Genomic DNA, 25,464 nt, shown 5'->3' on the forward strand with positions numbered 1-25,464 from the left:
CAAATGATAATCATTCGGTGTAAAATCCGTGTAATCTGTGGTGAACCGGAACCTTGTATTACTTTAGTTTTGCTCTCGAAATTCTTTCCCCGAACGTCAAGTTCAGATTCAGACTGAACCGGCTTTCCTGCATCAGATTGCTGCGTGAGTTCAGTTGTTTCCGCCACGTGGCGCCCAGCGAGAGATAGGAGTACCGGATGGGGAAGCTCGTCCCTACGCTGGCTTCCAGATACTGCATCTTCCCGCCTTTCAGATTGATATAGGAGTTGCCGAAACCTATTCCGCCCATCAGCTCGGTGGAACGTGCCAGGCGTGGCTTGGTAATGTAGCTGCTGCCTATGTTCACTTTGTGCTGGTTCTCGTATTTCATGGAGGTATAGGAAGAGGAGTTGCGGCTCCAGTCCAGGTAGTTGTAGTCGGCGGTCAGCACCCAGCGTTCGGTGGCCATGCTGAGGCCGGTGCCGAGGTGCATGGGCAGATATTGTGTACGGCTGTGGTATCCTTTATCGAGGTTCTCGCTGGTAGATGAGTTGCTGTAGGTCAGTGTATTGTCGTGGCTGATGGGAAGGGAGGGAGCAAATACCAGTCCTGCCGCCCACTTCCGTTGTCCGGTCGCACCCCATTCGTAATGTATGCCGAAGTCCGCATAAAAGGCCCGTTTGGAGGATTCGTACTTTACAATGGCGCTTTCCTGCGTTTCGCTCTGTGTCACTGTGCCCACTATCATCCCCAGGTTGATGCCGACCGACAGTTGCCTGCTCAGTGCAAAGGCATTGGTGACGTAGCACCGGTATAGTCCACCCGTACCCTCAAAGAGCGAGTAGGTGTAGTTGCCGGGCATTCCCTCTATCTCTTCTTCGGTCTGGATGACGTAGCCCACACTGCTGTATGGCGCTGCACCTACAAGGGCATACCAGCGCGGCAGGATGCGGAAGCCCATGCTGATGCGGTTGGGATTGCCGGTGAAGTTGGAACTGTGTTCGCTTAGGAAGGAATAACGGGCATACGAGGCCGACGCACCCACATCGAACGTGAAGCAGGCGGTGTCCATGCGGGTGATGGCTGCGGGGTTCAGCGTGTTCAGAAATCCGGTACGGTTCAGGGCGATGCCCGTGTTGCCCATGCCGGCATAACGTCCGCCGTCACCGGCACTCAGTTCGCCCACTCCGTACATGGAGGTGGGCAGGTTGGTGGTGTTTTGTGCCACGGCGGTGAGGCTTGCCGTACACAGACTGCACAGCAGAAGGGGAATCCGGTAATGGCGTTTCATTGCTCGTTGTATATTTTGAATCTTACGTCTAATCTGCATTGGTTTTCTTGTTCGGGGTCGTTGGTGAAGATGACCTGGTTGAAGGTGGTGGTGCTTTCTTCGTCTGTCAGACTCATCAGCAGTTTCTGCCGCTTGATGCCCGAAGTGCCGTAGTTGTTGCGGATGAATTCGGTGAGGTCGAAGGAGTAGTAGGTCTCTTTCCCGTACATCTCGTCGATGGTTAGGTTGCCGGTCTGTACGGTTACGCCGTCGCTGCCGTATACATAGTCCTCCAGCACATTGTTCTCGTCCGTGATATAAAGGCGGATGTCATTGGGAAGCTGGCTTACTTCGTTGTAGCTCCGGGCCAGAGGATAGAGGTAGAGTGTGGCGCTCTCTATGGAGACTATCTGTCCGGCACTTCCGAGGCTGTTGAGGTAGGGGAATTCCAGTTGGTTGTAGTAGCCCGTCAATCCCTGCATATAGGCCAGGCAACCCATGTCGCCGGAGTGGACGAGGTTCTCTATTCCGCTTTTCAGGGAGGCAAGGTGGGTGCCGGTGGGGTCGTGCCGGATACCGGTATAGGCATAGTCGGTGTTTACGCTGAAAGTCAGCACTTGTCCGGTACGTTGGTTGGAGACTTCCTGGTAGTGGAGGTTGATGCTCATGGCAGAGTCGTTCACCATGAATCCGGTGATACACTGCCCGTCGTTTTCGGGCACAAAGACCAGTCCGGGGAATTTTTTCTTGAACTTGTCTTGGGTATCGAAGTAGTCGTCTTGGGCCACGAGGTCATTCAGCAGTTGTTGGCCCCATGAGTCGGGCAGGCGGACGCTTACTTCCTTCTTCCGCCCCGGGCGGGGGGTGAAGGCAAAGCTGAAGAGTGGGGCATCTTCCGTCGGGAGTACGGTGCTGTTGTAAAGGTCCTCGTCGTTGTCCAGCACGATGGGGTTTTTCAGCCGGTAGATGGAGATGCGCTGTTGCGTCAAGGTATCTCCCCAGAAATGGCCCGAAGGTATCATCTGCAGTACGAGGGAGTCGAGGGTATAGGTGTGGTCTGTGTTGGGGGTGAAGTGGGACGTGGAGTATTCGGCATAGTAGGTGGCGGATACTTCTCCCCAAGAGCTGCTCCGGTAATGTCCCAGCTGGCAGATGCTGTCGCCCCGGGTCTCTATGGAGTCCAGCAGTATGGTGCTGATGTCTACCGAGCAGGTGTCTGCGTATACATTATAGAAGGAGCTTTCCACGAGGCTCTTTCCAAGCTGCGAGTTCTCGTCCTGGCAGGCGCAGAGGATAGCGAGGACTGCGAATAAGCTGTACAATGATTTCTTCATTTCTGTTCTTTTAGTTGGCGGCAAAGGAAAGGCAAAACTTTTATATCTTTCTACAAAAATCGGCGTTCGGACGGTTTTTATCGGTAAAGGCGTTTAACGGGAATTTCGGACTGTTCGTCGGTTATTTTTGCCGGTGTGGTTGCGGCGGTTTACTTTTGCGGGCAGAACTTCCGCCCTTCTGAAAGAGGAGGGGAATAGTTTCGGCATCCCGATACTAAAACTATTCTCCTTCCTCTTCAGGGGAACGAGGGGTATGAAAAATTAATCTTTAAAACAATAAACAATGAACAGACTATTGGTAGGAATAATGTTGCTGGCCATCGTGTGCATTGCCGGCAGTTGTACGGACGAGGATGAATACACTCAGGGGCAGTGGATGAAGAAAGCCAGCTATAACGGTGTGTACCGCGCTTATGCCTCCGGCTTCACCATCGGCAATTATGGGTATTTGTGTGGTGGCTTCTACGGAGCGAACAAGGATTACCTGAACGACCTTTGGGAGTATGACATGAGCCGGAACAGCTGGACGCAGTGTGCCGACATGCCCGTTGCCGGGCGCAAGGCTGCCGTGGGCTTTGCCGTGAATGGCAAGGGATACATTACGACCGGTTCCGTGAAGGACGGCTCCTCGTCCTACTGTGTGGCAGATACCTGGGAGTATGACCCTGCCACGGATGCCTGGACACGGAAAGACGACTTCAAAGGCGGGGTGCGCGACGGTGCCCTGGCTTTCAGTATAGGCGGATATGGCTATGTCGGTACGGGCTGCAACAGCGACGCTACCGGCAGCGAGAGTGCCTACAAGATGGACTTTTACCGTTTCAATCCCAATGGAGCCGAAGGTTCGCAATGGGAAGCGGTGAGCGGGTATGGAGGCGAGAAGCGCTACTTCGGTACGGCATTCGTCATCGACGAGGTGGCCTACATCTGTTGCGGGCGAAACAACAGTACCGACCTGGTGGATTTCTGGAAGTTCGACGGAAGCAACTGGACCCAATTGCGTGACATTGCCAATACGGACTCCGACAACGACTATGACGATGACTACGCCATCACACGGTCCGAAGCCGTATCTTTCGTCATTGGGGGCAGAGGGTTTGTGGCTACGGGAATACGTAACAGCACTTCCCTGAGCAGCGACTACTGGCTGTACGACCCTGACAAGGACTTATGGTACGGCGATTCCGATGACGACTTTACCCCCATTACAGATGTACATAATTATCCTTCCGGCGCTTCTTCGCGCAGGGCTGCCGTTGGTTTCTCTACCGGCGAACGTGGTTTTGTGCTGACGGGAACAAGCGGTACCAGCTACTTTGATGATGTGTACGAACTTCTGCCCGATGAGGAAGAGGAAGTCTGATTCGCCCCATAACTGAACGGAACTTATGAAGCTGATGTTTATTATGATAAAGATAGGTGTACCGGCTGTGATGGCGGTATGCCTTTCTTGCTGTTCGGGTCATACTGCCGGCGGTGGCAATGAGTTGAAATGCCGGGTGATGGAGGTGGAAGGCGGTTACGGCTACGTGGTGCTGCATGGAGCCGATACCCTGATATATCAACCTTTTATACCTGCTTTGAGCGGTCGCCTGCCGTTTGCCACAAAGGCGGAAGCGCTGGCGGCCGGCCGGTTGGTATGCCGTAAGCTTGCCGATGGGCGAGCTCCGGCATTGAGCAGGGAGGAGGTGGAGTCTTGTCTGACAGACACCGGACTCTAATCTTCTAAAGAATCCTTTACTTCGTGATGTATTTCCGAGCAGTCATAAGGGTATCTCTGCATGAATTTACCCTTGAGTACCTTCTTTGTATCGCTACCGGGACGTGAAAGAGTGGCGGTGAATGTCACTTGAAGCCGTTTGTAATAGATGGTTGAAGTGTATATGTTCCATTTCATGCCCACTATATCCATTTCAAAATGTTTATATCTCAATTCGTCTTCTTTGTAGTACTTGCCTTGGGCGAGGAAGAATAGCTGTTGTTGCCCCATCACCACCTTTCCGTCTTCTATACGGTCGGGCAGGCAGATGCTGCGTTTCTTCGGGTCTATCCAGTTGAAGACATCGTTGGAGTGGTCGTTGAGCAAGAATGCGTATTCTGTCCATTTGTTGATGAACGGATAATGGTCATGCTTTCCGGTTGTGTTGCCCATAGTTTCATCTTTATAGGTACTCTTGTCGGGTTCCGTCCCGGCTTCTTCCACCCCGTCATTATTTCCCACGCTGTATTCAATGGATTCTATCTGATAGAAATTCTCGCATGGCGCTTGCCGTATGGTGATTTGTTCTTTGTAGAAGCCCGTCTTCATCTCCAGGTTGAGGATAAGCCCGCGTTCTTCTCCGTCGAAATTGTCTTCAGTCTTTAGTGTGAGCCGGGTTTCGTTCTCGCGGGTGAGGTCGAACCATCGGAAGTGGAGGCTTCCCAAACCTTCCAACTGTAAGGGGCGGTTGTTGTTATCTACCATCGTGATTCCGTCGAGGGTGGTGATGGAGGCAATGCGCCAGTTACTGCGTGTCAGGTCTATCTGCAGGGTGGAGGCATCGCCGTCCATGGTAGTTTCCTGCATGGGCGAGAGGCGAAGGTCATCATCGTTGTTGCAAGCAGCCAGGCCGCAAAGAAAAAGAGCGAACAGAAGGATGGGTTGGAATAAGTCAGTCGTTTTCATGTTGGTTATTATTTGATTTATGTCCATTGGACGTGGCATTCTTTGTAAATGCTGCACGACAAAGATAATTATTTCCTCTTTACGCTGTATTCTCCGAAAGAAAGAAGTGTTCTTTTTTGTCGGATAATACGGGTTTTATTAACTTGCGCACAAATTATCGCTAATCATTAACCACTAACCATTAATTCCATGAAATACCAAGTTGCCATTATCGGTGGAGGTCCTGCGGGATATACTGCTGCCGAAGCTGCCGGAAAAGTAGGATTGAGTGTCGTACTATTTGAGAAGCAGAGTCTCGGTGGAGTGTGCCTGAATGAAGGGTGTATCCCTACCAAGACCTTGTTGTATTCGGCCAAGACCTATGACGGAGCCCGCCATGCTTCGAAGTATGCGGTCAGTGTGCCCGAAGTATCGCTTGATTTGCCCAAGATTATTGCCCGCAAGCAGAAGGTAGTACGCAAGCTGGTATTGGGAATCAAAGGAAAGCTGACTGCCCATGGTGTGACGATTGTCAGCGGAGAGGCCACAGTGACGGACAAGAATCATGTGGAGTGCGGCGGAGAAACCTACGAATGCGAGAACCTGCTGCTCTGCACCGGTTCCGAAACCTTTGTCCCTGCCATTCCCGGCATAGACAAGGTGCCTTACTGGACCCATCGTGACGCGCTGGACAACAAGGAACTGCCCGCTTCGCTTGCCATCATCGGCGGCGGTGTCATCGGTATGGAGTTCGCTTCTTTCTTCAACAGCCTGGGAGTGCAAGTAACCGTCGTCGAGATGCTGGACGAGATACTGGGAGGCGGTATGGACCGAGAGCTGGCGGGTATGCTCCGTGCAGAGTACGCCAAGCGGGGAATCAAGTTCATGCTGAGTGCAAAAGTAGTGTCTGTCATGCCGGATACTGCCGAAGCTTCTTCCCTTATCCAGGTGAATTATGAAACAGCCGACGGTCCCGGTTCCGTCGTTGCCGAACGGCTTCTGATGAGTGTCGGGCGCCGTCCGGTAATGAAAGGCTTCGGATTGGAGAATCTGGGCTTGGAAAGAACGGAGCGCGGAAATGTCTTTGTCAACGGACAGATGCAGACTTCAGTTCCCGGAGTATATGCTTGCGGCGACTTGACGGGATATTCCTTGCTGGCGCATACAGCCGTCCGCGAGGCAGAAGTAGCCATACATTCCATCATTGGCAAGAAGGATGCCATGAGCTACCGTGCCATCCCCGGCGTGGTATATACCAATCCCGAAATAGCCGGTGTGGGCGAGACAGAAGAATCCCTGCAGAAGAGAGGCGTTGCCTATCGTGCCGTAAAACTGCCGATGGCCTATAGTGGCCGTTTCGTCGCCGAGAACGAAGGTGTGAACGGTGTCTGCAAGTTACTGTTGGGCAGTGACGATACCGTATTGGGAGCACATGTCTTGGGCAATCCCGCTTCGGAAATCATAACGTTGGCAGGCATGGCCATCGAGCTGAAACTTACTGCCGATGAATGGAAGAAGATTGTCTTTCCGCACCCCACGGTGGGAGAGATATTCAAGGAGGCATTGTAGACCCCATGACTATTGTTTCATATAAACATAAAAGATGAAAACCGTAAAGCTAATCACCTGTGACGATGCCTTCCAGGCACACGTCATTCAGGGTGCCTTGGAGAATGAGGGCATTGCGTCTGTTTTGCATAATGAAAACATGTCTTCCGTGATGCGCGGATATGTCCGTGATGTCACGGGAGTGGATATATTTGTCTATGAGGACGAATATGACAATGCCCTCCGTCTGCTTGAACGGAACCAGATGATTCCGGAACAGTTGAGGTACTGCCCCCATTGCGGTTCGGATGAGATTAAGTTTGTGCTGAAGAAGAGCCATCGGGTGCGTGCTGTGGTGGCTGCTGTTATTGCGGCATTGTCGGCCGCACCTCCGGGCACTGAGCATTGGGAGTATGTATGCAGGAAGTGCGGCACTCATTTTGAGAAGCCGGTGGCGAAAGGAACAGTTGAAGAATAATCAGGTGTTTATTCTTTTAACCGCTTTTCAATCCAGTCCCGGTTTTTACGTCCCAATCGGCTTTCCGCAAAATCCAGGAAAGCCGATGTGTCTGTTATATGGGCTTGGATGACACCTGCCAGAAAGTTGAAGAAAGGTTCTTCACCCACTCGGACAAGCAGGTCGGCGAGTAGTACTGACCCTTTCCTATAGAGGGCAAGATGCGCTTCGCGGTCGTTGCGGTCAATACCCCAGATAGGACGGATATGGCGTGTTTCCTTACGGTAGGCGTCGATGTAAGCGGCATAGGCTTTTTCGCCGCGGGCGTGGCGTATGTATTGCAAAGCACTGAATTCGGCAAAAGATTCGTTCAGCCAGTCGTGCCAAGATTCCACTGGAGCCTTGTTCCACCAGAAGTGGCCGATTTCGTGGGCGGTGTTCTTGAGTACATATTCATTGAATGTTCGGGAACTGAGCATAATGAAATTTTTACGGCTGTACCCTCCTGAGGTGCCGGAAGCTGAAAGCAGGAATTTCATGTAAATATCCTCATCTCCCGCAATTTTATAAAGGCGTCGGAAGAATTTCAAGGCATTGTGGCAACATTGAAGTGCCGAGTCTGCACCGGCATCCGGGAAGTCTGTATAGATAAGTTCAATGGTAGTTCCGTTATCATTGATGCGGCGGCTTTTCAGCATGGGTGAAGCCAGGATAACATTGTCGAAATTCTCCCAAGGTTGCTTCATTTCCCACATCCCTTCTTCTGTATGGGAAATAATACCTGAGCCGCTCACCGTATAACCGTCAGTGATGCCGATTCGTAAGTGCGAATAATCTGCCCGGTTACCGTTGCAGACAGGATACCATCCCGTATAGTAACCAAGTTCAATCCAATGGTCATTGAATGATTTTGCAGGGCCCTGCACTTCCTGCATGTAGAGTGTGTAACGGGTATTTATGCGGCAGCGGTCATCGGCTCCTGCCGGCCGGTAGAGGGTCAAGGTCCGTCCGTCGGGAATGAATTGGGCAGGTGCCGGGGCAAGCGTATCGAAACGGTAGGTTATCTCCCGGCTGCTGTGGCGTAGTGTGTCGATACGGGCATGGCGCCATAGTACCAACGAGATTGAGTCACTGTCCTGGAAATCAACTTCAAACGAACCGCCTACTTCGACCTGTCGGTTCGGTACATCAATCTGTACGGTTAAGTCATAACTGACAATGCGCGGAGATTCTTGTGCCCGAAGCATGGGGAAGAAAAGGAGGCATATTGTAAAGCTGGCAATTGTAAGTTGTAGTTTCATGATATATCAATTTTAGAGTGATAGTAACTGGGAGATTTTGCCTATGTAAAAGTAGTATTTTTAAAGGAATATAAGATGGATGGCTGGATATAATTTATGAAAAGACTACCTCGTTGTTGTTCATTTGTAAGATTGTCGTACTTTTGCCTTTAAAGATAAATATATTTATGAAAAGGATATTGTTGCTGTTAATTTTATCCGTCTGCCTGCTCCCATTATGGCCCCAAGAGACGGTAACTCCGGTGAAGCCGCTCTCTGCGCGGATTGATGCGTTGATAGAACACAAACTTCCCGCAGGCTCTAATGTGGCCATTTCGGTCTATGACCTGACTGTCGGCAAACCCTTGTACGGCTATCAGGCGGACAAGCTTTCCCGTCCCGCTTCCACCATGAAGCTGCTGACTACCATTACCGCCCTTTCCCGTCCCGAAGCCGACGAGCCGTTCCGTACGGAAGTGTGGTATCAGGGAACCATTGAGCGCGATACCTTGCAGGGAGATATGTACGTGATAGGCGGTTACGACCCGGAGTTTGATGAAGAGGCGTTGGATTCCCTGGTGGCTGCCGTGGCCCGTTTCCCCTTCTCCGTCATCAAAGGCAAGGTGTATGGAGATGTCTCCATGAAAGACTCCTTGTACTGGGGCAGCGGTTGGTTGTGGGATGACACCCCTTATTCTTTCCAGCCCTACCTCTCACCGCTGATGCTGAATAAAGGAGTGGTAAAGGTTACCGCTACACCCGGCGAACGGGGCGACAGCGCACGCCTTGAATGCACTCCCGCCTCTTCCTATTATACACTGACGAACAAGACCCGAAGCCGTACCCCTTCTGCCGGACGTTTCCGTGTGTCGCGCGACTGGCTGGTGAACGGGAACAACATCACCGTGACGGGCAACGTCGATGCCCGCCGTGCAGGTACGGTCAATATCTTTTCTTCGCAGGACTTCTTCATGCATACCTTTATGGAACGGTTGCAGGCACGAGGCATCCGGTGCATTCCGGCGGCAGAAGCGGAAGTCTCTTACCTCTTCGGTGAGTTCCGGCAAGACAGCCTTTCCGTGCGGATGGCTTCTTATGAAACTTCCGTGCAGGATGTGGTGAAACAGATAATGAAGGAGAGCGATAATCTCAATGCCGAAGCCATGCTCTGCCGGTTGGGTGTGCAGAGCAGCGGAAAGAAGCGTGTCTCTGCCGAGGACGGGCTTTCCGCTATCCGCATGCTGATAAAAGAGATGGGATATAACCCCGATAGGTATAATCTGGCAGATGGTTGCGGCCTTTCCAATTACAACTACATTTCACCGGAACTCTTGGTTTCTTTCCTGCGATATGCCTACTCGCGTACGGATGTTTTCCAGAAACTTTATAAGGCTTTGCCCATTGGCGGCGTGGACGGTACACTGGAGTTCCGCATGAAGAAAGGCACCCTTTCCCACAGAAATGTACATGCCAAGACGGGTTCCTTTACCGCCATCAACTGCCTGGCCGGCTACCTTAAAGCCCGCAACGGACACGAGATAGCCTTTGCCATCATGAACCAGAATGCACTGTCGGGCAGAGAAGCACGCGCTTTCCAGGATGCAGTGTGTGATGAAGTGATACGTTGAGGTTTAGCCATCGTAAAGTTGACCTTTAGCGTCGTAAAGTTAAGGTTTAGCTTCCTAATGCAGACCTTTACGGAGTGAGCCCCAAGAGTAGGGGAAATCATTCCTCTTTCGTATTGCGGTAGCGTGCCGGAGACATACCCAGATAAGACTTCACATACTTCCCGAAGAAAGACTGGTTGGGGAAATCGAACTCCTCTGCAATCTCTTTGATGGACTTGTCCGAGTGCTTCAGCCGGTACCTGATGTGTTCAATGGCATTCTCGTTTATCAAGTCCAGCGGTGTACGTCCGCACGCCTGCTTGATAACCTTCGAAAAGTGTTTGGGGCTGTAGCAGAGTGCATCGGCGTAATATCCTACAGAACGGTGTATGCCGTTGTCTTTGGACAACATCTCTATAAATTTACACAGGATATAGTCGGACTGTTTGATGCTTTCTTTTGTATCGGCTGTCATTGCTGAAGGGTTCACTTCTTTGTTGAGGTGTCCCAACATTTCACAGAAAATGGCAGAAAACAAGTGTTGCATCACTTCCCTATGATAGGGATGAGGCTCGTCGTTTATCTTTGCCATAAGCAGTTCCCGGTAGAATTTGAAGATTTCCTTGTCTCCTTCCTCCCCGACAGATTTTATGGGATTGTTGTGGATATGCATAACGGTATTCCATGTATCCTTCTCCATCTTGACCACGCGTTGTAGGAACTGTGTGGAGAATGCGGCAAGCCTTATCTTGTGCTTTGGGCTTACCATCGCGTGGCTGATAATGGTATTGGGAAGGCCGAGCAGTAAGTCGCCTGCTTCCAGTTGGTAGGTTTTGTAGTTGACGTCCAACTGGATACAGCCTTCTAGACAGATAGCGATAAGGAAGCATCCTAATCTTATTGTATCTTCATTGTAGGGGCTTCCCTCCAGACTGTTGATTATGACAAAGTCATTGTCTACATAGTCAAGGACATGTTCGCTGTTCTTAAAGTCCGCGATTTCTACGATTTTTATGTTCCCTTTCTCCATATTCTTCCTTTTTCGTTTTGCAAAGTTGGTGAATAATGGGAAATATGGAATGTTCCATTATGCGGCTTTCTTGTTCTATATGTCATTTATAGACAATTCATTAGCCTTAAAAAAGATGAATGTCGAAAAAGGGACATCCTTGGAGTGTAATTGGTCATTATGGCGTTGTTCCTTTCTCCTACTTTTGCCACCAGTTTTAACAAAAATACAATGAGAAAGAGTATGATTACATTAAACAGGAAATGGATACGGCTGATAGGGATTGTCGGTTGTACAATGTGTTTGGCATCTTGCAAGCAGGCAACGGATGCTTCCGGAATGAAACCTTCTTACGCTACCATGAAAGTGGAGGCGACAGACAAAGAGCTTTCCACTTCGTATTCGGCAACGATACGCGGACGGCAGGACATAGATATCTATCCGCAAGTGTCGGGTACCATTGAGAAGCTTTGTGTGACTGAGGGGCAGAAGGTGCGCCGCGGACAGTCGCTTTTCATTATCGACCAAGTGCCCTACAAGGCTGCCCTCAAAACGGCCGTGGCCAATGTGGAGGCTGCACGCGCTGCACTGGCTACTGCTGCACTGACTTACAATAGCAACAAGGAACTGTATGCGCAGAAAGTGGTTTCGGAATTTAGTCTGAAGACTGCCGAGAACGCCTATCTTACCGCCAAGGCACAGCTCTCGCAGGCCGAAGCCCAGGAGATAAGTGCGCGCAACAACCTCTCCTATACGGAAGTGAAGAGTCCCAGCGACGGGGTGGTGGGGGCATTGCCCTACCGTGCAGGAGCATTGGTCAGCCCCAGCCTGCCGCAGCCGTTGACAACGGTCAGTGACAACAGCGACATGTACGTTTACTTTTCCATGACCGAAAACCAGTTGCTTGCCCTGACCCGCCAATACGGAAGCATGGACGAGGCGTTGAAGAACATGCCTCAAGCGGAACTGAGACTGAACGACAATTCCGTCTATGACAAGAAAGGAACCATCGAGTCCATCAGTGGCGTCATTGACCGTCAGACGGGTACGGTAGTGGCACGTGTGGTATTTCCCAATGAATCGCGCCTGCTCCACAGTGGGGCGTCGGGCACGGTGGTGGTGCCTACCACTTATAAGAACTGTATTGTGATTCCGCAAGAGGCCACCGTGCAGTTGCAGGACAAGACAGTGGTATATAAGGTAGTGGATGGCAAGGCCGTTTCTGCCTTGATTACCGTGGCCGGAATAAATGACGGACGCGAATACGTAGTGCTGGACGGACTGGAAGTCGGCGACGAGATTGTTTCCACCGGTGCCGGACTGCTGCGCGAAGGGACACAGGTGAAATAATGAACTGCTATTTATCAACTATCAATGACCCATTAAGATGAAAGGAAATATATTTATAAAGCGGCCGGTGATGGCTATCTCCATCTCCGTACTGATTCTGGTGATAGGGCTTATCTCGCTCTTTACGCTGCCGGTGGAACAGTATCCTGATATTGCACCTCCCACGGTGTACGTCAGTGCCAACTACACCGGTGCCGACGCCGAAGCCGTATTGAACAGTGTCATCATGCCGTTGGAAGAGAGTATCAACGGTGTGGAGAACATGATGTACATCAGCTCTACCGCCACCAATGCCGGTTCTGCCACCATACAGGTCTACTTCAAGCAGGGCACGGACCCCGACATGGCTGCGGTGAACGTACAGAACCGCGTATCCAAGGCGCAGGGACTGCTGCCTGCCGAAGTGACGAAAATCGGTGTGACTACCCAGAAGCGCCAGACCAGCTTCCTGCAAATCGGTGCTTTGGTAAGCACCGACGGACGCTACGACCAGACTTTCCTAGCCAATTACCTCGATATCAACGTGATTCCGCAGATTAAGCGTATCGAAGGTGTGGGTGATGTAATGGAGCTGGGCGATACATACAGCATGCGTATCTGGCTGAAACCGGAACGGATGGCGCAGTATGGACTGGTTCCTTCGGATGTGACCGCCGTATTGGGCGAGCAGAACATCGAAGCGCCTACCGGTTCGCTGGGCGAGAATTCAAAGAACGTGTTCCAGTTTACGATGAAGTATCGCGGACGCCTGAAGAGTGTGGAGGAATTCCAGAACACGGTGGTACGCTCGCAGAGTGACGGTTCCGTGCTCCGTCTGAAGGACGTGGCGGATGTGGAGCTGGGTACGCTGACCTATAGTTTCCGCAGTGAGATGGACAGCAAGCCGGCGGTACTTTTCATGATGTTCCAGACGGCAGGCTCCAACGCAACCGCTGTCAACAAGCAGATTACCGCACAGATAGACGAGATGAGGAAGAGCCTGCCCGAAGGGACGGAATTTGTGACGATGATGAGTTCCAACGACTTCCTCTTCGCTTCCATACACAATGTGGTGGAGACACTGGTCATTGCCATTATACTGGTAATTCTGGTGGTGTATTTCTTCCTGCAGGACTTCAAGAGTACGCTTATACCCTCCATTTCCATTATCGTGTCGCTGGTCGGCACGTTTGCCTGCCTGGTGGCTGCGGGGTTCAGTCTCAATATCCTGACGCTGTTTGCGTTGGTGCTTGCCATCGGTACGGTGGTGGACGATGCCATAGTGGTGGTGGAGGCTGTGCAGTCCAAGTTCGACGCCGGATATAAGTCTCCCTACCTTGCCACGAAGGATGCGATGGGCGATGTGACGATGGCTATCATCTCTTGTACCTGCGTGTTCATGGCGGTGTTTATCCCCGTGACGTTTATGGGTGGTACTTCGGGTGTGTTTTATACGCAGTTCGGCATTACGATGGCAACGGCAGTGGGCATCTCCATGATTTCGGCATTGACGCTTTGCCCCGCCTTGTGCGCCATCATGATGCGTCCGTCGGACGGTACGAAGAGTGCGAAGAGCATCAACGGACGGGTGCGTGCGGCATACAATGCTTCGTTCAACGCCGTGCTGGGAAAATATAAGAAAGGTGTGATGTTCTTTATCCACCGCCGCTGGATGGTGTGGACTTCATTGGCGGCTACCGTCGTATTGCTGGTTTACTTGATGAGCACCACCAAGACAGGGCTTGTGCCGCAGGAGGACCAGGGTGTCATCATGGTGAACGTCAGCACCTCACCGGGAAGCACGCTGGAAGAAACTACGAAGGTGATGAACAAGTTGGAGGATATTCTGAAGAGCACACCAGAGATAGAGCACTATGCCAAGGTGGCAGGCTACGGGCTGATGTCCGGTCAGGGAACTTCCTACGGCACCATCATCATCCGTCTGAAGGACTGGGGTGAGCGAAAGGGGAGCGAACACACGTCCGATGCTGTGGTGGCACGCCTCAATGCCCAGTTCTACGGTGTGAAGGAGGCGCAGATATTCAGCTTCCAGCCGGGTATGATTCCGGGCTACGGTATGGGTAACTCCTTAGAGCTGAACCTCCAGGACAGAACGGGCGGTGACATGGCAACGTTCTACGAGGCAGTGATACAGTTCCTGGGTGCGCTGAACCAGCGTCCTGAGGTGGCTATGGCGTATACCTCTTATGCTATGAACTTCCCGCAGGTATCGGTAGATGTAGATGCGGCCAAGTGTAAGCGTGCGGGCATTTCGCCGAGTGTGGTGCTCGACGCGTTGGGCAGTTATTGCGGTGGAGCTTATATCTCCAATTACAACCAGTTCGGTAAGGTATACCGCGTCATGATGCAGGCATCGCCCGAATATCGTCTGGACGAACAGGCACTGGGTAATATGTTTGTGCGCAACGGTACGGAGATGGCTCCGGTCAGCCAGTTTGTGACATTGAATCGGGTGCTTGGTCCGGAGACGGCCAACCGCTTCAATCTGTATAGCGCCATCTCTGCCAACGTGAATCCGGCAGAAGGATATTCGTCCGGTGAAGTGCAGAAAGTGATTGCGGAAGTGGCGGAACAGACATTGCCGCTGGGCTACGGTTACGAGTACGGAGGTATGGCACGTGAGGAAGCCAATACCGGTGGTGCGCAGACTGTCTTTATTTATGCCATCTGTATCTTCCTTATCTATCTCATTCTGGCATGTCTCTACGAGAGCTTCCTGGTGCCGTTTGCGGTCATCTTCTCCGTACCGTTCGGGCTGATGGGTTCGTTCCTCTTTGCCAAAGTCCTTGGCTTGGAGAACAACATCTATTTGCAGACGGGTGTAATTATGTTGATTGGTCTGCTTGCCAAGACAGCTATTCTGATTACGGAGTATGCCATCGAGCGGCGCCGCAAGGGAATGGGCATTGTGGAATCGGCCTACTCGGCCGCCCAGGTCCGCCTGCGTCCTATCCTGATGACGGTGCTGACGATGATATTCGGTATGCTTCCGTTGATGTTCTCGAGAGGTGCGGGTGCCAACGGCAACTCTTCGCTGGGTACGGGTGTAGTAGGCGGTATGCTTGTAGGAACATTGGCATTGCTATTTGTGGTTCCCGTATTCTATATCATCTTTGAGTACTTGCAGGAGAAGGTTCGTCCGCCAATGGAGGAAGAAGCCGATATGCAGGTATTGCTTGAAAAGCAGAAGAGTGAGGCAGAACGGGCGAAAGATTGAGGAAAATAAAATAAAAACAGATTGGAACAATGAAGAAACATATCATCCTATTGTCCGCCGCCGGTTTGCTGTTCAGCAGTTGCGGCGTGTACACCAAATACAAACCCGCTACCGAGGTCCCCGACGGCCTCTACGGGGAAGAAATAGCCACTTTTACGGAGAGCACCGACGGTTCTCCGGTGGCTCCCGAAGACAGCCTGGACCTTGGCCTGGGCGGCATGGACTGGCACGAGCTTTTCACCGACCCGCATCTGCAGGCACTCATCGGGCAAGGGCTACAGAACAATACCGACTACCAGTTGGCACAACTCCGTGTGGAGGAAGCCGAAGCCACCTTGCTGTCCGCAAAGCTTGCTTTTCTGCCCTCCTTTGCCCTTGCACCGCAGGGCACGGTGAGCAGCTTTGACACTCACAAGGCTACGCAGACCTATTCGTTGCCCGTCACTGCCAGTTGGGAACTGGATATTTTCGGTCGTATGCGTAATGCCAAGAAACAGTCGAAGGCACTCTATGCGCAGAGCCGGGACTACCGTCAGGCCGTGCGCACCCAACTCATTGCCGGGATAGCCAATACTTACTATACCTTACTGATGTTGGACGAGCAGCTTGCCATCTCCAGGCAGACCGAAGAGACGTGGCGGGAAACCGTTGCTTCCACCCGTGCCCTGATGAATGCGGGCATGGCTAATGAGTCTGCCGTGTCGCAGATGGAGGCCACATACTATCAGGTGCAGACTTCCGTGCTTGATTTGGAAGAACAGATAAACCAGGTGGAGAACAGCCTTGCGCTGTTGCTGGCAGAGACGCCCCGTCATTACGAGCGCGGTGTGCTGGCAGAGCAGCAGTTCCCCGCGGACTTTTCCATAGGGATTCCTGTCCGGCTGCTTTCCTGCCGTCCTGATGTCCGCTCAGCCGAGCGGACACTGGAAGCGGCGTTCTACGGTACCAATGCGGCGCGTTCCGCCTTCTATCCCTCCATTACGCTGGGTGGGAGTGCGGGCTGGACCAATTCCGCCGGTTCAATGATTGTGAATCCCGGCAAGTTCCTGGCTTCGGCAGTGGGTTCGCTGACGCAGCCGCTCTTTGCCCGCGGGCAGGTCATTGCACAGTACCGCATAGCCCGTGCCCAGCAGGAGGAGGCTTCCCTTGCCTTCCAGCAGACATTGCTGAATGCAGGCAGCGAGGTGAACGATGCCTTGACTGCTTGGCAGACAAGCCTATCCAAAAGCGAACTGCTGGACAAGCAGGTAGCTTCCTTGCAGACAGCTGCCCGCAGCACTTCCCTGCTGATGGAGCATGGCAACACCACCTATCTGGAGGTGCTTACCGCCCGGCAGACATTGCTCAACGCACAACTGGCACAGACGGCAAATCGATTTTCTGAAATACAAAGCCTGATTAACCTCTACAAGGCGTTAGGGGGAGGTCAGGAATAGAGTGTCATCATACTACTCTCTCTGCATCTTCACTTTAAATGTGAAGGAAGGGCTGTCCGGGAAGTGATTCCAGGCAGCCCGTTTTCAATGAATAGGAGGGATCAAATGGAGGCAAGTATTTCTCTGGACAAATTATTGCAGTTTTTCACTCAATGCGAACGATAAGCGTTGGCTCGGTGAGAGATCGATTGAAGAAACTGAAAAGGAAACTGAAGCAAAAGATAGTGAGTTTACCGGTAAGAAGGAGGTTTTGCCAGGAATTGATACAGGGATGTAGTAGGTACTGAAATAGCTTGTTGTTGGAACTATAGATGCAGCGTGTTCCATCTATATATGCAACGCGTTGCATATATAGATCCAGCAAACCGGAAATATACATGCAACGCGGCATATCTTTCGGGCGGTTTCTCTCCGCCTTTGAGGGAGCGGTTTATTTATACTGTGCCCAGTCTACATTCTTCATGTCTCCACTTTTGGCCAGCTCAGCGTGCATAGCCAGTGCGGCGCGCAGAGCGTGGGGAGTTTGTGATTTGCCGTCGGTCAGCTTCAGGTAATCCCACAGTATGTTCTTGTAGTCCGGATGGACACAGTTTTCGATGATGGCTTGTGCACGCTCTTTCGGACTCTTGCCGCGGAGGTCGGCCACACCTTGTTCGGTGATGATGATATTGACATCGTGTTCCGTGTGGTCTATGTGCGAAACCATCGGCACGATAGCCGAGATTTTACCTTCCTTGGCAACGGACGGACAAGTGAAGATGGAGATATAGGCATTGCGGGTGAAGTCACCGCTTCCGCCGATGCCGTTCATCATCTTGGTTCCGCCGATGTGCGTGGAGTTCACGTTGCCGTAGATGTCGGCTTCGATGGCAGTGTTGATGGAGATGATACCGAGTCGGCGCACCACTTCCGGGCTGTTAGAGATTTCCGACGGACGGAGCACCAGTTTGTCGCGGAAGAAGTCCATATCCTGGTAGATACCTTCCAGACAGTCGTTCGTTACGGTCAGTGAGCAGGCGCTGCCGAATTTCACGCGGCCTTCGCGGATAAGTCCGATAACGGAGTTCTGGATAACTTCTGTGTACATTTCAAAAGCAGGGATGGTCTTGTCACGTCCCAAAGCGCCCAGTACGGCATTGGCAATGTTGCCCACACCGGATTGCAACGGCAGGAAGGTAGGCGGAATGATTCCGCGTTTCATGTCGGCGGCAAGGAAGTCGGCCACGTTCTGCCCGATTTTGTCGGTCAGCGGGTCGGCGGCGGCAAACGAACGTGCCTCGTCCGGCCAGTTGGTCTCCACTACGCCGACAATCTTTTTCGGGTCTACCTGGATGTAGGGCAGGCCGATACGGTCGCTCGGCTTGTAAATGGGGATTTCGCGGCGGTAAGGAGGGTCTAGGGGTTCGTAGACGTCGTGCAGACCCATGGCACTCTTGCTGTGGGCGGCATTCAGTTCCACGATAATCTGGTCGGCTAGGCGGCAGACAGTCGGAGCGATACCGCCGGCTGCCGTCAGGTAGATTTTACCGTCGGGAGTAACCTCGCATGCCTCGATGATGGCAACATTCACTTTTCCCATGAAACCGTAACGGACTTCCTGAGCCATCTGTGAAAGGTGGATGTCGTTGTAGGCTATTTCACCGTTGTTCACGGCTTTGCGGAAATCGGCGTTGGTGGTGTAAGGAGCACGGTAGCGGATAGCTTTAGCGCGTGAAAGGATACCGTCGCAGGAATCTCCGGTAGAAGCACCGGTGAAGATACCTATCTGGAACGGGTTTCCTTTTGCATGTTCTGCTTCCGCGATTTTTGCTAATTCAGCCGTAACGGCTTTGGCTGTTCCTGCGGGGGTAAATCCGCTCAAGCCGATGTTGTAGCCATGTTTGATGAGGCTCGCAGCTTCTGCTGCCGAAATGTAATTGAGTGCCATAATATAAATAGTTATTTTTTCGTGTAAAGATTCTGAAGGGGCTCGTAATTGGTTCTGCAATTATCGACTGTAAACTATCCGTTCTTTAATATTTTCGTTGAAGTATTTCTGACCAGATAATGGCTTTCCTCGCTTCTTCTGCCGAGTGGATGCCGTATTCGGACATTGCTTCATCAGATTCCTGCGGACGGGATGCCGGGGAGGGAGGGGAAGCCTTTATGGAAGTGTGCTTGGATTTGGCAGACGGTTTGGATACCGGCTTGGGCTTTTCTGTCGGTTTGGGGCCTTCGGGAATAAAGCCTCCGTAAGTGTCTCCGCCCCAGTATTCGGGCAGTGGGTTGTCGACGTCGGGCATAGGTATGTCGGGACTCTTGTCAGCGTTTTTATCTGCTTCTTTCTTAAACTGCTTGACGAGTCCGATTACTATGACAGCCGCAACTAACAGAAACTTGAAGACATCTTCCATATTCTTTTTGATTTTCCACCCAAAGATAGTGCAATTATCTCTTATCTTTGCTTTTGGGCAAAGTTATTATTTAATCTGATTACAGCCAAGGAATTGGTAATAAAAAAGGGCAGCTTCACAGCTCCCCTTAATTTTTTTAACCTAAACCTTAACTATGAAAAAATCTAATGTTTCTTTCATTCCACAAATTTGTGAATTAATTTGCTCTATGCCAAATTAACACTCGGAAAATGTTTATTCTCTTAACATTAATTAGCTGATAAGGCGCAGATTGACAACTTGTAATGGCATTTTTCTTTCATTTCATCCGTTTATTGGGAGGGAAGAAGTATCTTTGCGCTCCGAATGACAGATACCAACTTATGATATAAACTGATTTTAAACGAATTGATTATGGAAAAAGTAACGGGAGCAGACTTTAAATCTGCAACTGCTGATGACAACAAGAAGTTGTTTATCGAGACTTACGGCTGCCAGATGAATGTGGCCGACAGTGAAGTGATTGCATCCGTCATGCAGATGGCGGGATATTCGGTGGCCGACACCCTGGAGGAAGCCGATGCGGTGTTTATGAATACCTGCTCTATCCGCGACAATGCGGAGCAGAAGATTCTGAACCGTCTGGAATTCTTCCATTCGCTTAAGAAGAAGAAACGCGGCTTGATAGTGGGTGTGCTGGGCTGTATGGCAGAGCGTGTGAAGGACGACTTAATCACCAACCATCATGTGGACTTGGTGGTGGGACCGGATGCCTATCTTACTCTGCCCGAACTGATGGCCTCGGTAGAGGCCGGTGAGAAAGCCATCAACGTGGAGCTTTCCACTACAGAGACCTATCGGGATGTCATTCCCTCGCGCATCTGCGGAAACCACATCTCCGGCTTCGTGTCCATTATGCGTGGTTGCAACAATTTCTGTACCTACTGCATCGTTCCCTACACCCGTGGCCGCGAGCGCAGCCGTGATGTGGAAAGCATCCTCAATGAAGTGGCCGACCTCGTGGCAAAGGGTTACAAGGAAGTTACCCTGCTGGGACAGAACGTCAATTCCTACCGCTTCGAGAAGCCGGACGGAGAGACGGTTACCTTCCCAATGCTGCTGCGCACCGTGGCAGAGGCAGCGCCGGGCGTACGTATCCGTTTCACCACCTCGCACCCTAAAGACATGAGCGACGAAACTCTCCAGGTCATCGCCGACATGCCCAACGTATGCAAGCACATCCACCTGCCGGTGCAGAGTGGGAGCAGCCGCATCCTGAAGCTGATGAACCGCAAGTACGACCGCGAGTGGTATATGGACCGCGTGGCAGCCATCCGCCGCATCATCCCCGATTGTGGCTTATCTACGGATATATTCTCCGGTTTCCATAGTGAGACGGAGGAGGACCACCAGCTTTCCCTCTCGCTGATGGAGGAGTGCGGATACGATTCCGCCTTCATGTTCAAGTACAGCGAACGCCCCGGTACGCATGCTTCCAAGCATCTGCCGGACGATGTGCCCGAGGAGGTGAAGATTCGCCGTCTGAATGAAATCATCGCCTTGCAAAACCGTCTCTCTGCCGAGGCGAATGCCCGTTGCGTGGGCAAGACGTACGAGGTGCTGGTGGAAGGTGTTTCCAAACGCAGCCGCGACCAGTTGTTCGGCCGTACGGAGCAGAACCGTGTGGTGGTGTTTGACCGTGGCACGCACCGTGTGGGCGATTTTGTGATGGTGAAGGTTACCGAATCCAGTTCGGCTACGCTGAAAGGAGAAGAGGTAGCCGGCTGACGGGATAGAAAAGTCTCGATGACATCAGTATGATGACACCGGTATATAGAATAAAAGCACGAGCCTCACGGCCCGTGCTTTCCATATTATAAACTTTAAATTTTATTCTGCCATGGCCAGAATATTCGCTACGTAGTCAGTCCTGTTGTAGCTTACCAGGGTCAATTCGGACTTTGGCGCGTCCTGATTGTAGAGTTTGTAAGCTACCGGCATGTTTTCATCGTTCAATTCATACACACTTTTCTTCATGTCTTTGTCATAAGCCTTGTGAGACTCGTTCCAACGTGCGTAGGACATGGTGATTTCATCATTGCCATATTGGTATGTCATCTTAAAGTAAGGTGTCCATTCGTCTTTTGCACCGTCCCACTTGGAGGCTTCCTTGCAGGTCAGGCGTTTCTGGTCGTCATAAGAGTATTCATAACGGATGTGCCGGTAAAGTTGTGCACCGTCTTGCTTAAAGATGGTCTTGGCAACTACTAATTCGTTTTTCACTTCTTCATTGGTGATGAAGTTGTTTTCCTGAGCTTTCACTTCTGTATTCATAACGCTTACGATAGTCATTGCTACGAATGCGACTGCCTTGAATAAATTTGTAGTTTTCATAATCTTTATTTTTAATTGTTGTTACTTACTCTGTTTCTTTTAGACGTTGTTCCCGATTAAAAAGTTGCATTCCAACTAATCTTTTTCTCAAACGCCTTCGCCTAATTATAGTCAATTCCCATGCCAAAGATTTAAGTTGTTGATAATCAATGAATAGATGCTTTCGAAAACTGTTCATTATCGGACAGTTGTCCGCTTAATATCGAACAGTTGGTCATTCGTTCCGCCAGCTGGCCGGAGCAAGTGTTTGTTTTCTTAAATCTCCTTAATGGAAACCCTATAAATCACTTTTTATTTGTTATTTTGCACCAAATTTAGGTATGGTGTGGTCTGTTTCATTCGGGCTGCACTTCCTTATTGGCAGAACGTTCGATGAATAAACTCACTATAAAAGCTTGTCCGTTATGTGGTGGAACGCATTTGGAGCGTGCCCTGACATGTGTAGACCATTATGCCTCGGGCGAAATGTTCCACTTGTGCCGCTGCCGGGATTGCGGTTTCCTTTTCACGCAAGACTTTCCCGTGGAGGCTGAAATCGGTCGTTACTACGAAACTCCTGATTACATATCACATACCGATACCCGCAAGGGGGCGATGAACTCCGTGTACCATTGGGTGCGCAACTATATGCTGGGACGCAAGGCACGCCTTGTGCTCCGTGAAGCACACCGCAAGGAGGGCCGCCTGCTGGATTTGGGTACGGGGACCGGTTACTTTGCCGATGTCATGCAGCGTCGCGGCTGGCAGGTGGAAGCTGTGGAAAAGAGTGCGCAGGCGCGTGCCTTTGCCAAAGAACACTTCAATCTGGATGTGAAACCCCATACGGCATTGAAAGATTTTGCACCGGGCAGTTTCGATGTCATCACCCTATGGCATGTCATGGAACATCTGGAACCCCTCAACGAAACGTGGGAAACCCTGCACTCCCTGCTGACTGAAAAGGGGGTGCTGATTGTAGCTGTGCCCAACTGCTCCTCTTTCGACGCAAAGAAATACGGGGCTTACTGGGCTGCCTACGATGTGCCCCGCCATTTGTGGCACTTCACACCGGGCACCATCCAGCAATTCGGTTCCAAGCATGGTTTCATCATGGCAGAGCGGCATCCCATGCCGTTCGATGCCTTCTACGTCTCCATGCTGACAGAAAAGCACATGAGGCACTCGTGTACTTTCCTGCGGGGAATGGTGACCGGTACACTGGCCTGGTTCAGCGCGTTGGTGAAGAAGGAACGCAGCAGTTCCATGATTTACGTGTTCAGGAAGAAAGGGTGAGAAAAGGGATTAGGGATTAATGATTAATAGCGACTGATTTACATAACTTGTAGCTTGTAACTCGTAACTTATAATTGGTATAATGAAAGCAAAGAATAACTCGGTATCCTATTTTGACATGCAGTTCATTACGTCCAGCATCAGTACGACGCTGGTGTTACTGCTGTTGGGGCTGGTTGTATTCTTTGTGCTCGCGGCTCATAATCTTTCCGTGTACGTCAAGGAGAACATCAGTTTCTCCGTGCTTGTCAGTGACGACATGAAGGAGAGCGACATCCTGAAGCTTCAGAAGAGGCTGGACAAGGAGGCTTTTGTGAAGCAGACGGAATACATTTCCAAGAAGCAGGCACTCCGCGAGCAGACTGAGGCGATGGGTACGGACCCGCAAGAGTTCCTCGGCTACAATCCTTTCACTGCCTCCATCGAAATCAAGCTGCATTCCGACTATGCCAATTCGGACAGCATCGCCAAAATAGAGAAACTGATTAAAAAGAATACCAATATCCAGGAAGTGCTCTACCAGAAAGACTTGATAGATGCCGTGAACGATAATATAAGGAATATCAGCTTGATGCTGCTGGGGCTGGCTGTGATACTGACGTTTATCTCCTTTGCGCTGATAAACAACACCATCCGTCTGGCTATATATTCCAAGCGTTTCCTTATCCACACCATGAAGCTGGTGGGAGCAAGCTGGGCATTCATCCGTCGTCCGTTTCTGCGGCGCAATTTCTGGATAGGTGTGCTGGCCGCTTTCATAGCCGACAGCATTCTGTGGGGAGCCGCCTATTGGCTGGTGTCCTACGAACCGGAGTTGGTCAAGGTGATTACGCCCGAGGTGATGGTGCTGGTGTCGGGTGCCGTGCTGGTGTTCGGTGTACTTATTACGTGGCTGTGCGCTTTGCTTTCCATCAACAAATATCTGAGGATGAAGGCAAGCACACTGTATTATATTTAACGCCTTGAAGTGCATAGAGAGAAAGTACTGTTATCGCAGCCTCCAAATAGTAAATTGTAAATAGTAAAATAGTAAATGTATAGATGAGTAAAGAGAAATTCGCTTTTGATAAGACCAATTTTATCCTGCTTGGCATCGGAATGGCGGTGGTTATCATTGGTTTTCTTCTGATGACCGGCCCCGTGTCTACCCCGACGACCTTTGAGCCGGACATTTTTAGTGTGAGACGCATCAAGGTGGCTCCGGTAGTTTGCCTGCTGGGGTTTGTGTTCATGATATATGCCGTGCTGCGCAAGCCTAAAAGCTGTCGTGCAGAGGAGTAAACTTTCAGACGCGGATTACACAGATGACGCAGATTGGAATATTAGAAATCCGTGTCATCTGCGTTATCTGCGTCTGAAAAATAATCAGAAAGAAAGTAGTAACAGAGCTTCCGGACAGCCCCTCCGGCAACTCAAGAACTTAAAAACTTAAACAAATTGGAATGGTTTGAAGCGCTTATCCTTGGGCTTATTCAAGGACTGACCGAATATCTGCCGGTGAGCAGTAGCGGACACCTCGCCATAGGTTCGGCATTGTTCGGTATTGAGGGAGAGGAGAATCTTGCTTTTACGATAGTGGTACATGTGGCTACGGTGTTCAGTACGCTGGTGATACTCTGGAAAGAGATTGACTGGATTTTCAAGGGACTGTTCAAGTGGCAGATGAACGAGGAGACACGTTACGTCATCAATATACTGGTATCCATGATACCTATCGGCATTGTGGGGGTATTTTTCAAGGACGAAGTAGAGGCCATTTTCGGTTCGGGACTGGTCGTTGTGGGCTGCTGCCTGCTGCTGACAGCTCTGCTGCTGTCTTTCTCCTATTATTATAAGCCGAAGCAGAAGGAGAACATCAGCATGAAGGATGCCTTTATCATCGGTCTGGCACAAGCATGCGCGGTGCTTCCGGGGCTTTCCCGTTCGGGCAGCACCATTGCAACCGGTCTGTTGCTGGGCGACAACAAGGCGAAGCTGGCACAGTTCTCTTTCCTGATGGTGATGCCTCCCATCCTGGGCGAGGCACTGCTGGATGGAATGAAGATGATGAAAGGTGAGGCGGTTGCAGGGGATATTCCGACGCTTTCGCTGGTGGTAGGTTTCCTGGCTGCTTTTGTTTCGGGCTGCCTGGCCTGCAAGTGGATGATAAATATTGTGAAGAAGGGCAAGCTGATTTATTTTGCCATCTATTGCGCGATAGCCGGTGTCATAACGCTCATATTAAGCTAAAGTCCCCTCCTTGTGTGGGGGAAAGACTGATTACTCCGGAAATCAATAAGAGAAAAATATTAAGTT

21 protein-coding genes are annotated in these 25,464 nt (G+C 51.0%); 13 read left to right on the top strand and 8 right to left on the bottom strand.

Going from position 1 to position 25,464, the window contains the following annotated elements; genetic code table 11:
* Nucleotides 1–58 precede the first annotated feature (58 nt).
* On the bottom strand, nt 59–1,270 hold the full coding sequence (locus tag HUX74_RS09280) for a hypothetical protein (protein ID WP_174646552.1): 1,212 nt from the start codon (nt 1,268–1,270) through the stop codon (nt 59–61).
* Nucleotides 1,267–2,583 carry a DUF4270 family protein gene (locus HUX74_RS09285; protein ID WP_174646553.1) on the bottom strand — a complete coding sequence of 439 codons (1,317 nt, stop codon included), beginning with the start codon at nt 2,581–2,583 and terminating at the stop codon, nt 1,267–1,269. Before HUX74_RS09285 ends, HUX74_RS09280 begins: the two co-directional genes overlap by 4 nt.
* Before the next feature lie 283 nt (nt 2,584–2,866).
* On the opposite strand from HUX74_RS09285, the gene HUX74_RS09290 reads away from it, so the two are divergent.
* Together HUX74_RS09290 and HUX74_RS09295 are read left to right on the top strand one after the other, a co-directional pair.
* Nucleotides 2,867–3,946, top strand: a complete 1,080-nt coding sequence (locus tag HUX74_RS09290; RefSeq protein WP_174646554.1) for a kelch repeat-containing protein — start codon at nt 2,867–2,869, stop codon at nt 3,944–3,946.
* Nucleotides 3,947–3,971: 25 nt separating this feature from the next.
* The gene (locus HUX74_RS09295; RefSeq protein WP_120129525.1) at nt 3,972–4,304 is read left to right on the top strand and encodes a DUF4907 domain-containing protein; all 333 of its coding nucleotides are present in this window, start codon (nt 3,972–3,974) and stop codon (nt 4,302–4,304) included.
* Here the strand turns inward: HUX74_RS09295 and HUX74_RS09300 are convergent.
* Entirely contained in the window at nt 4,301–5,248 is a 948-nt protein-coding gene (locus tag HUX74_RS09300; protein ID WP_174646555.1) for a hypothetical protein, read from the bottom strand. The two genes, HUX74_RS09295 and HUX74_RS09300, sit on opposite strands and share 4 nt — an antisense overlap.
* Nucleotides 5,249–5,437: 189 nt before the next feature.
* Between HUX74_RS09300 and lpdA the strand changes: the two genes are divergently transcribed.
* Both lpdA and HUX74_RS09310 read left to right on the top strand, forming a co-directional pair.
* The gene (lpdA, locus tag HUX74_RS09305; protein WP_174646556.1) at nt 5,438–6,796 is read left to right on the top strand and encodes a dihydrolipoyl dehydrogenase; all 1,359 of its coding nucleotides are present in this window, start codon (nt 5,438–5,440) and stop codon (nt 6,794–6,796) included.
* A gap of 34 nt (nt 6,797–6,830) precedes the next feature.
* Nucleotides 6,831–7,253 carry a DUF2007 domain-containing protein gene (locus HUX74_RS09310; protein WP_061412806.1) on the top strand — a complete coding sequence of 141 codons (423 nt, stop codon included), beginning with the start codon at nt 6,831–6,833 and terminating at the stop codon, nt 7,251–7,253.
* An 8-nt stretch (nt 7,254–7,261) separates the two neighbouring features.
* Here the strand turns inward: HUX74_RS09310 and HUX74_RS09315 are convergent, their stop codons facing one another.
* Nucleotides 7,262–8,533, bottom strand: coding sequence for a M1 family aminopeptidase (locus HUX74_RS09315; protein ID WP_174646557.1), 1,272 nt, complete (start codon nt 8,531–8,533; stop codon nt 7,262–7,264).
* A gap of 167 nt (nt 8,534–8,700) precedes the next feature.
* On the opposite strand from HUX74_RS09315, the gene dacB reads away from it, so the two are divergent.
* A complete protein-coding gene (gene dacB, locus HUX74_RS09320; protein WP_174646558.1) occupies nt 8,701–10,140 on the top strand; it encodes a D-alanyl-D-alanine carboxypeptidase/D-alanyl-D-alanine-endopeptidase in 1,440 nt (479 codons plus the stop codon).
* A gap of 97 nt (nt 10,141–10,237) precedes the next feature.
* Here dacB and HUX74_RS09325 read toward each other — a convergent pair whose 3' ends face one another.
* Nucleotides 10,238–11,149 (bottom strand): AraC family transcriptional regulator, encoded by a 912-nt coding sequence (locus tag HUX74_RS09325; RefSeq protein ID WP_174646559.1) that lies wholly within the window; start codon nt 11,147–11,149, stop codon nt 10,238–10,240.
* Between the two features lie 222 nt (nt 11,150–11,371).
* Between HUX74_RS09325 and HUX74_RS09330 the strand changes: the two genes are divergently transcribed.
* The 3 genes from HUX74_RS09330 to HUX74_RS09340 are packed head-to-tail and all read left to right on the top strand — an operon-like array spanning nt 11,372 to nt 17,131.
* Nucleotides 11,372–12,478 carry an efflux RND transporter periplasmic adaptor subunit gene (locus HUX74_RS09330; protein WP_117599972.1) on the top strand — a complete coding sequence of 369 codons (1,107 nt, stop codon included), beginning with the start codon at nt 11,372–11,374 and terminating at the stop codon, nt 12,476–12,478.
* 37 nt (nt 12,479–12,515) lie between these two features.
* Nucleotides 12,516–15,695: an efflux RND transporter permease subunit gene (locus HUX74_RS09335; RefSeq protein WP_117599944.1), complete on the top strand. Its 3,180-nt coding sequence runs from the start codon at nt 12,516–12,518 to the stop codon at nt 15,693–15,695.
* A gap of 29 nt (nt 15,696–15,724) precedes the next feature.
* Nucleotides 15,725–17,131, top strand: a complete 1,407-nt coding sequence (locus HUX74_RS09340) for a TolC family protein (protein ID WP_117599945.1) — start codon at nt 15,725–15,727, stop codon at nt 17,129–17,131.
* A gap of 430 nt (nt 17,132–17,561) precedes the next feature.
* On the opposite strand, the gene HUX74_RS09345 is transcribed toward HUX74_RS09340, so the two are convergent.
* Both HUX74_RS09345 and HUX74_RS09350 read right to left on the bottom strand, forming a co-directional pair.
* A complete protein-coding gene (locus tag HUX74_RS09345) occupies nt 17,562–19,058 on the bottom strand; it encodes an acetyl-CoA hydrolase/transferase family protein (protein WP_117599946.1) in 1,497 nt (498 codons plus the stop codon).
* 85 nt (nt 19,059–19,143) lie between these two features.
* Nucleotides 19,144–19,524 (bottom strand): hypothetical protein, encoded by a 381-nt coding sequence (locus HUX74_RS09350; protein WP_174646560.1) that lies wholly within the window; start codon nt 19,522–19,524, stop codon nt 19,144–19,146.
* Between the two features lie 393 nt (nt 19,525–19,917).
* Here HUX74_RS09350 and miaB point away from each other — a divergent pair, with 393 nt between their 5' ends.
* Nucleotides 19,918–21,291 carry a tRNA (N6-isopentenyl adenosine(37)-C2)-methylthiotransferase MiaB gene (miaB, locus tag HUX74_RS09355; RefSeq protein ID WP_174646561.1) on the top strand — a complete coding sequence of 458 codons (1,374 nt, stop codon included), beginning with the start codon at nt 19,918–19,920 and terminating at the stop codon, nt 21,289–21,291.
* A gap of 102 nt (nt 21,292–21,393) precedes the next feature.
* Here miaB and HUX74_RS09360 read toward each other — a convergent pair whose 3' ends face one another.
* Nucleotides 21,394–21,897 (bottom strand): DUF3836 domain-containing protein, encoded by a 504-nt coding sequence (locus tag HUX74_RS09360; protein ID WP_008662312.1) that lies wholly within the window; start codon nt 21,895–21,897, stop codon nt 21,394–21,396.
* A gap of 372 nt (nt 21,898–22,269) precedes the next feature.
* Here HUX74_RS09360 and HUX74_RS09365 point away from each other — a divergent pair, with 372 nt between their 5' ends.
* The 4 genes from HUX74_RS09365 (at nt 22,270) to HUX74_RS09380 (ending at nt 25,398) form a co-directional block, all read left to right on the top strand.
* Nucleotides 22,270–23,169, top strand: coding sequence for a bifunctional 2-polyprenyl-6-hydroxyphenol methylase/3-demethylubiquinol 3-O-methyltransferase UbiG (locus HUX74_RS09365; RefSeq protein ID WP_131225645.1), 900 nt, complete (start codon nt 22,270–22,272; stop codon nt 23,167–23,169).
* An 82-nt stretch (nt 23,170–23,251) separates the two neighbouring features.
* Nucleotides 23,252–24,127, top strand: coding sequence for an ABC transporter permease (locus tag HUX74_RS09370; RefSeq protein ID WP_005825286.1), 876 nt, complete (start codon nt 23,252–23,254; stop codon nt 24,125–24,127).
* A gap of 83 nt (nt 24,128–24,210) precedes the next feature.
* Entirely contained in the window at nt 24,211–24,450 is a 240-nt protein-coding gene (locus tag HUX74_RS09375) for a DUF3098 domain-containing protein (RefSeq protein ID WP_005833999.1), read from the top strand.
* 156 nt (nt 24,451–24,606) lie between these two features.
* On the top strand, nt 24,607–25,398 hold the full coding sequence (locus HUX74_RS09380; RefSeq protein WP_005825291.1) for an undecaprenyl-diphosphate phosphatase: 792 nt from the start codon (nt 24,607–24,609) through the stop codon (nt 25,396–25,398).
* The last annotated feature ends 66 nt before the right edge of the window (nt 25,399–25,464 follow it).

Origin of the sequence: Bacteroides sp. Marseille-P8574 (genome assembly GCF_902825465.1) — a bacterium.
Lineage (GTDB): Bacteria > Bacteroidota > Bacteroidia > Bacteroidales > Bacteroidaceae > Bacteroides > Bacteroides uniformis.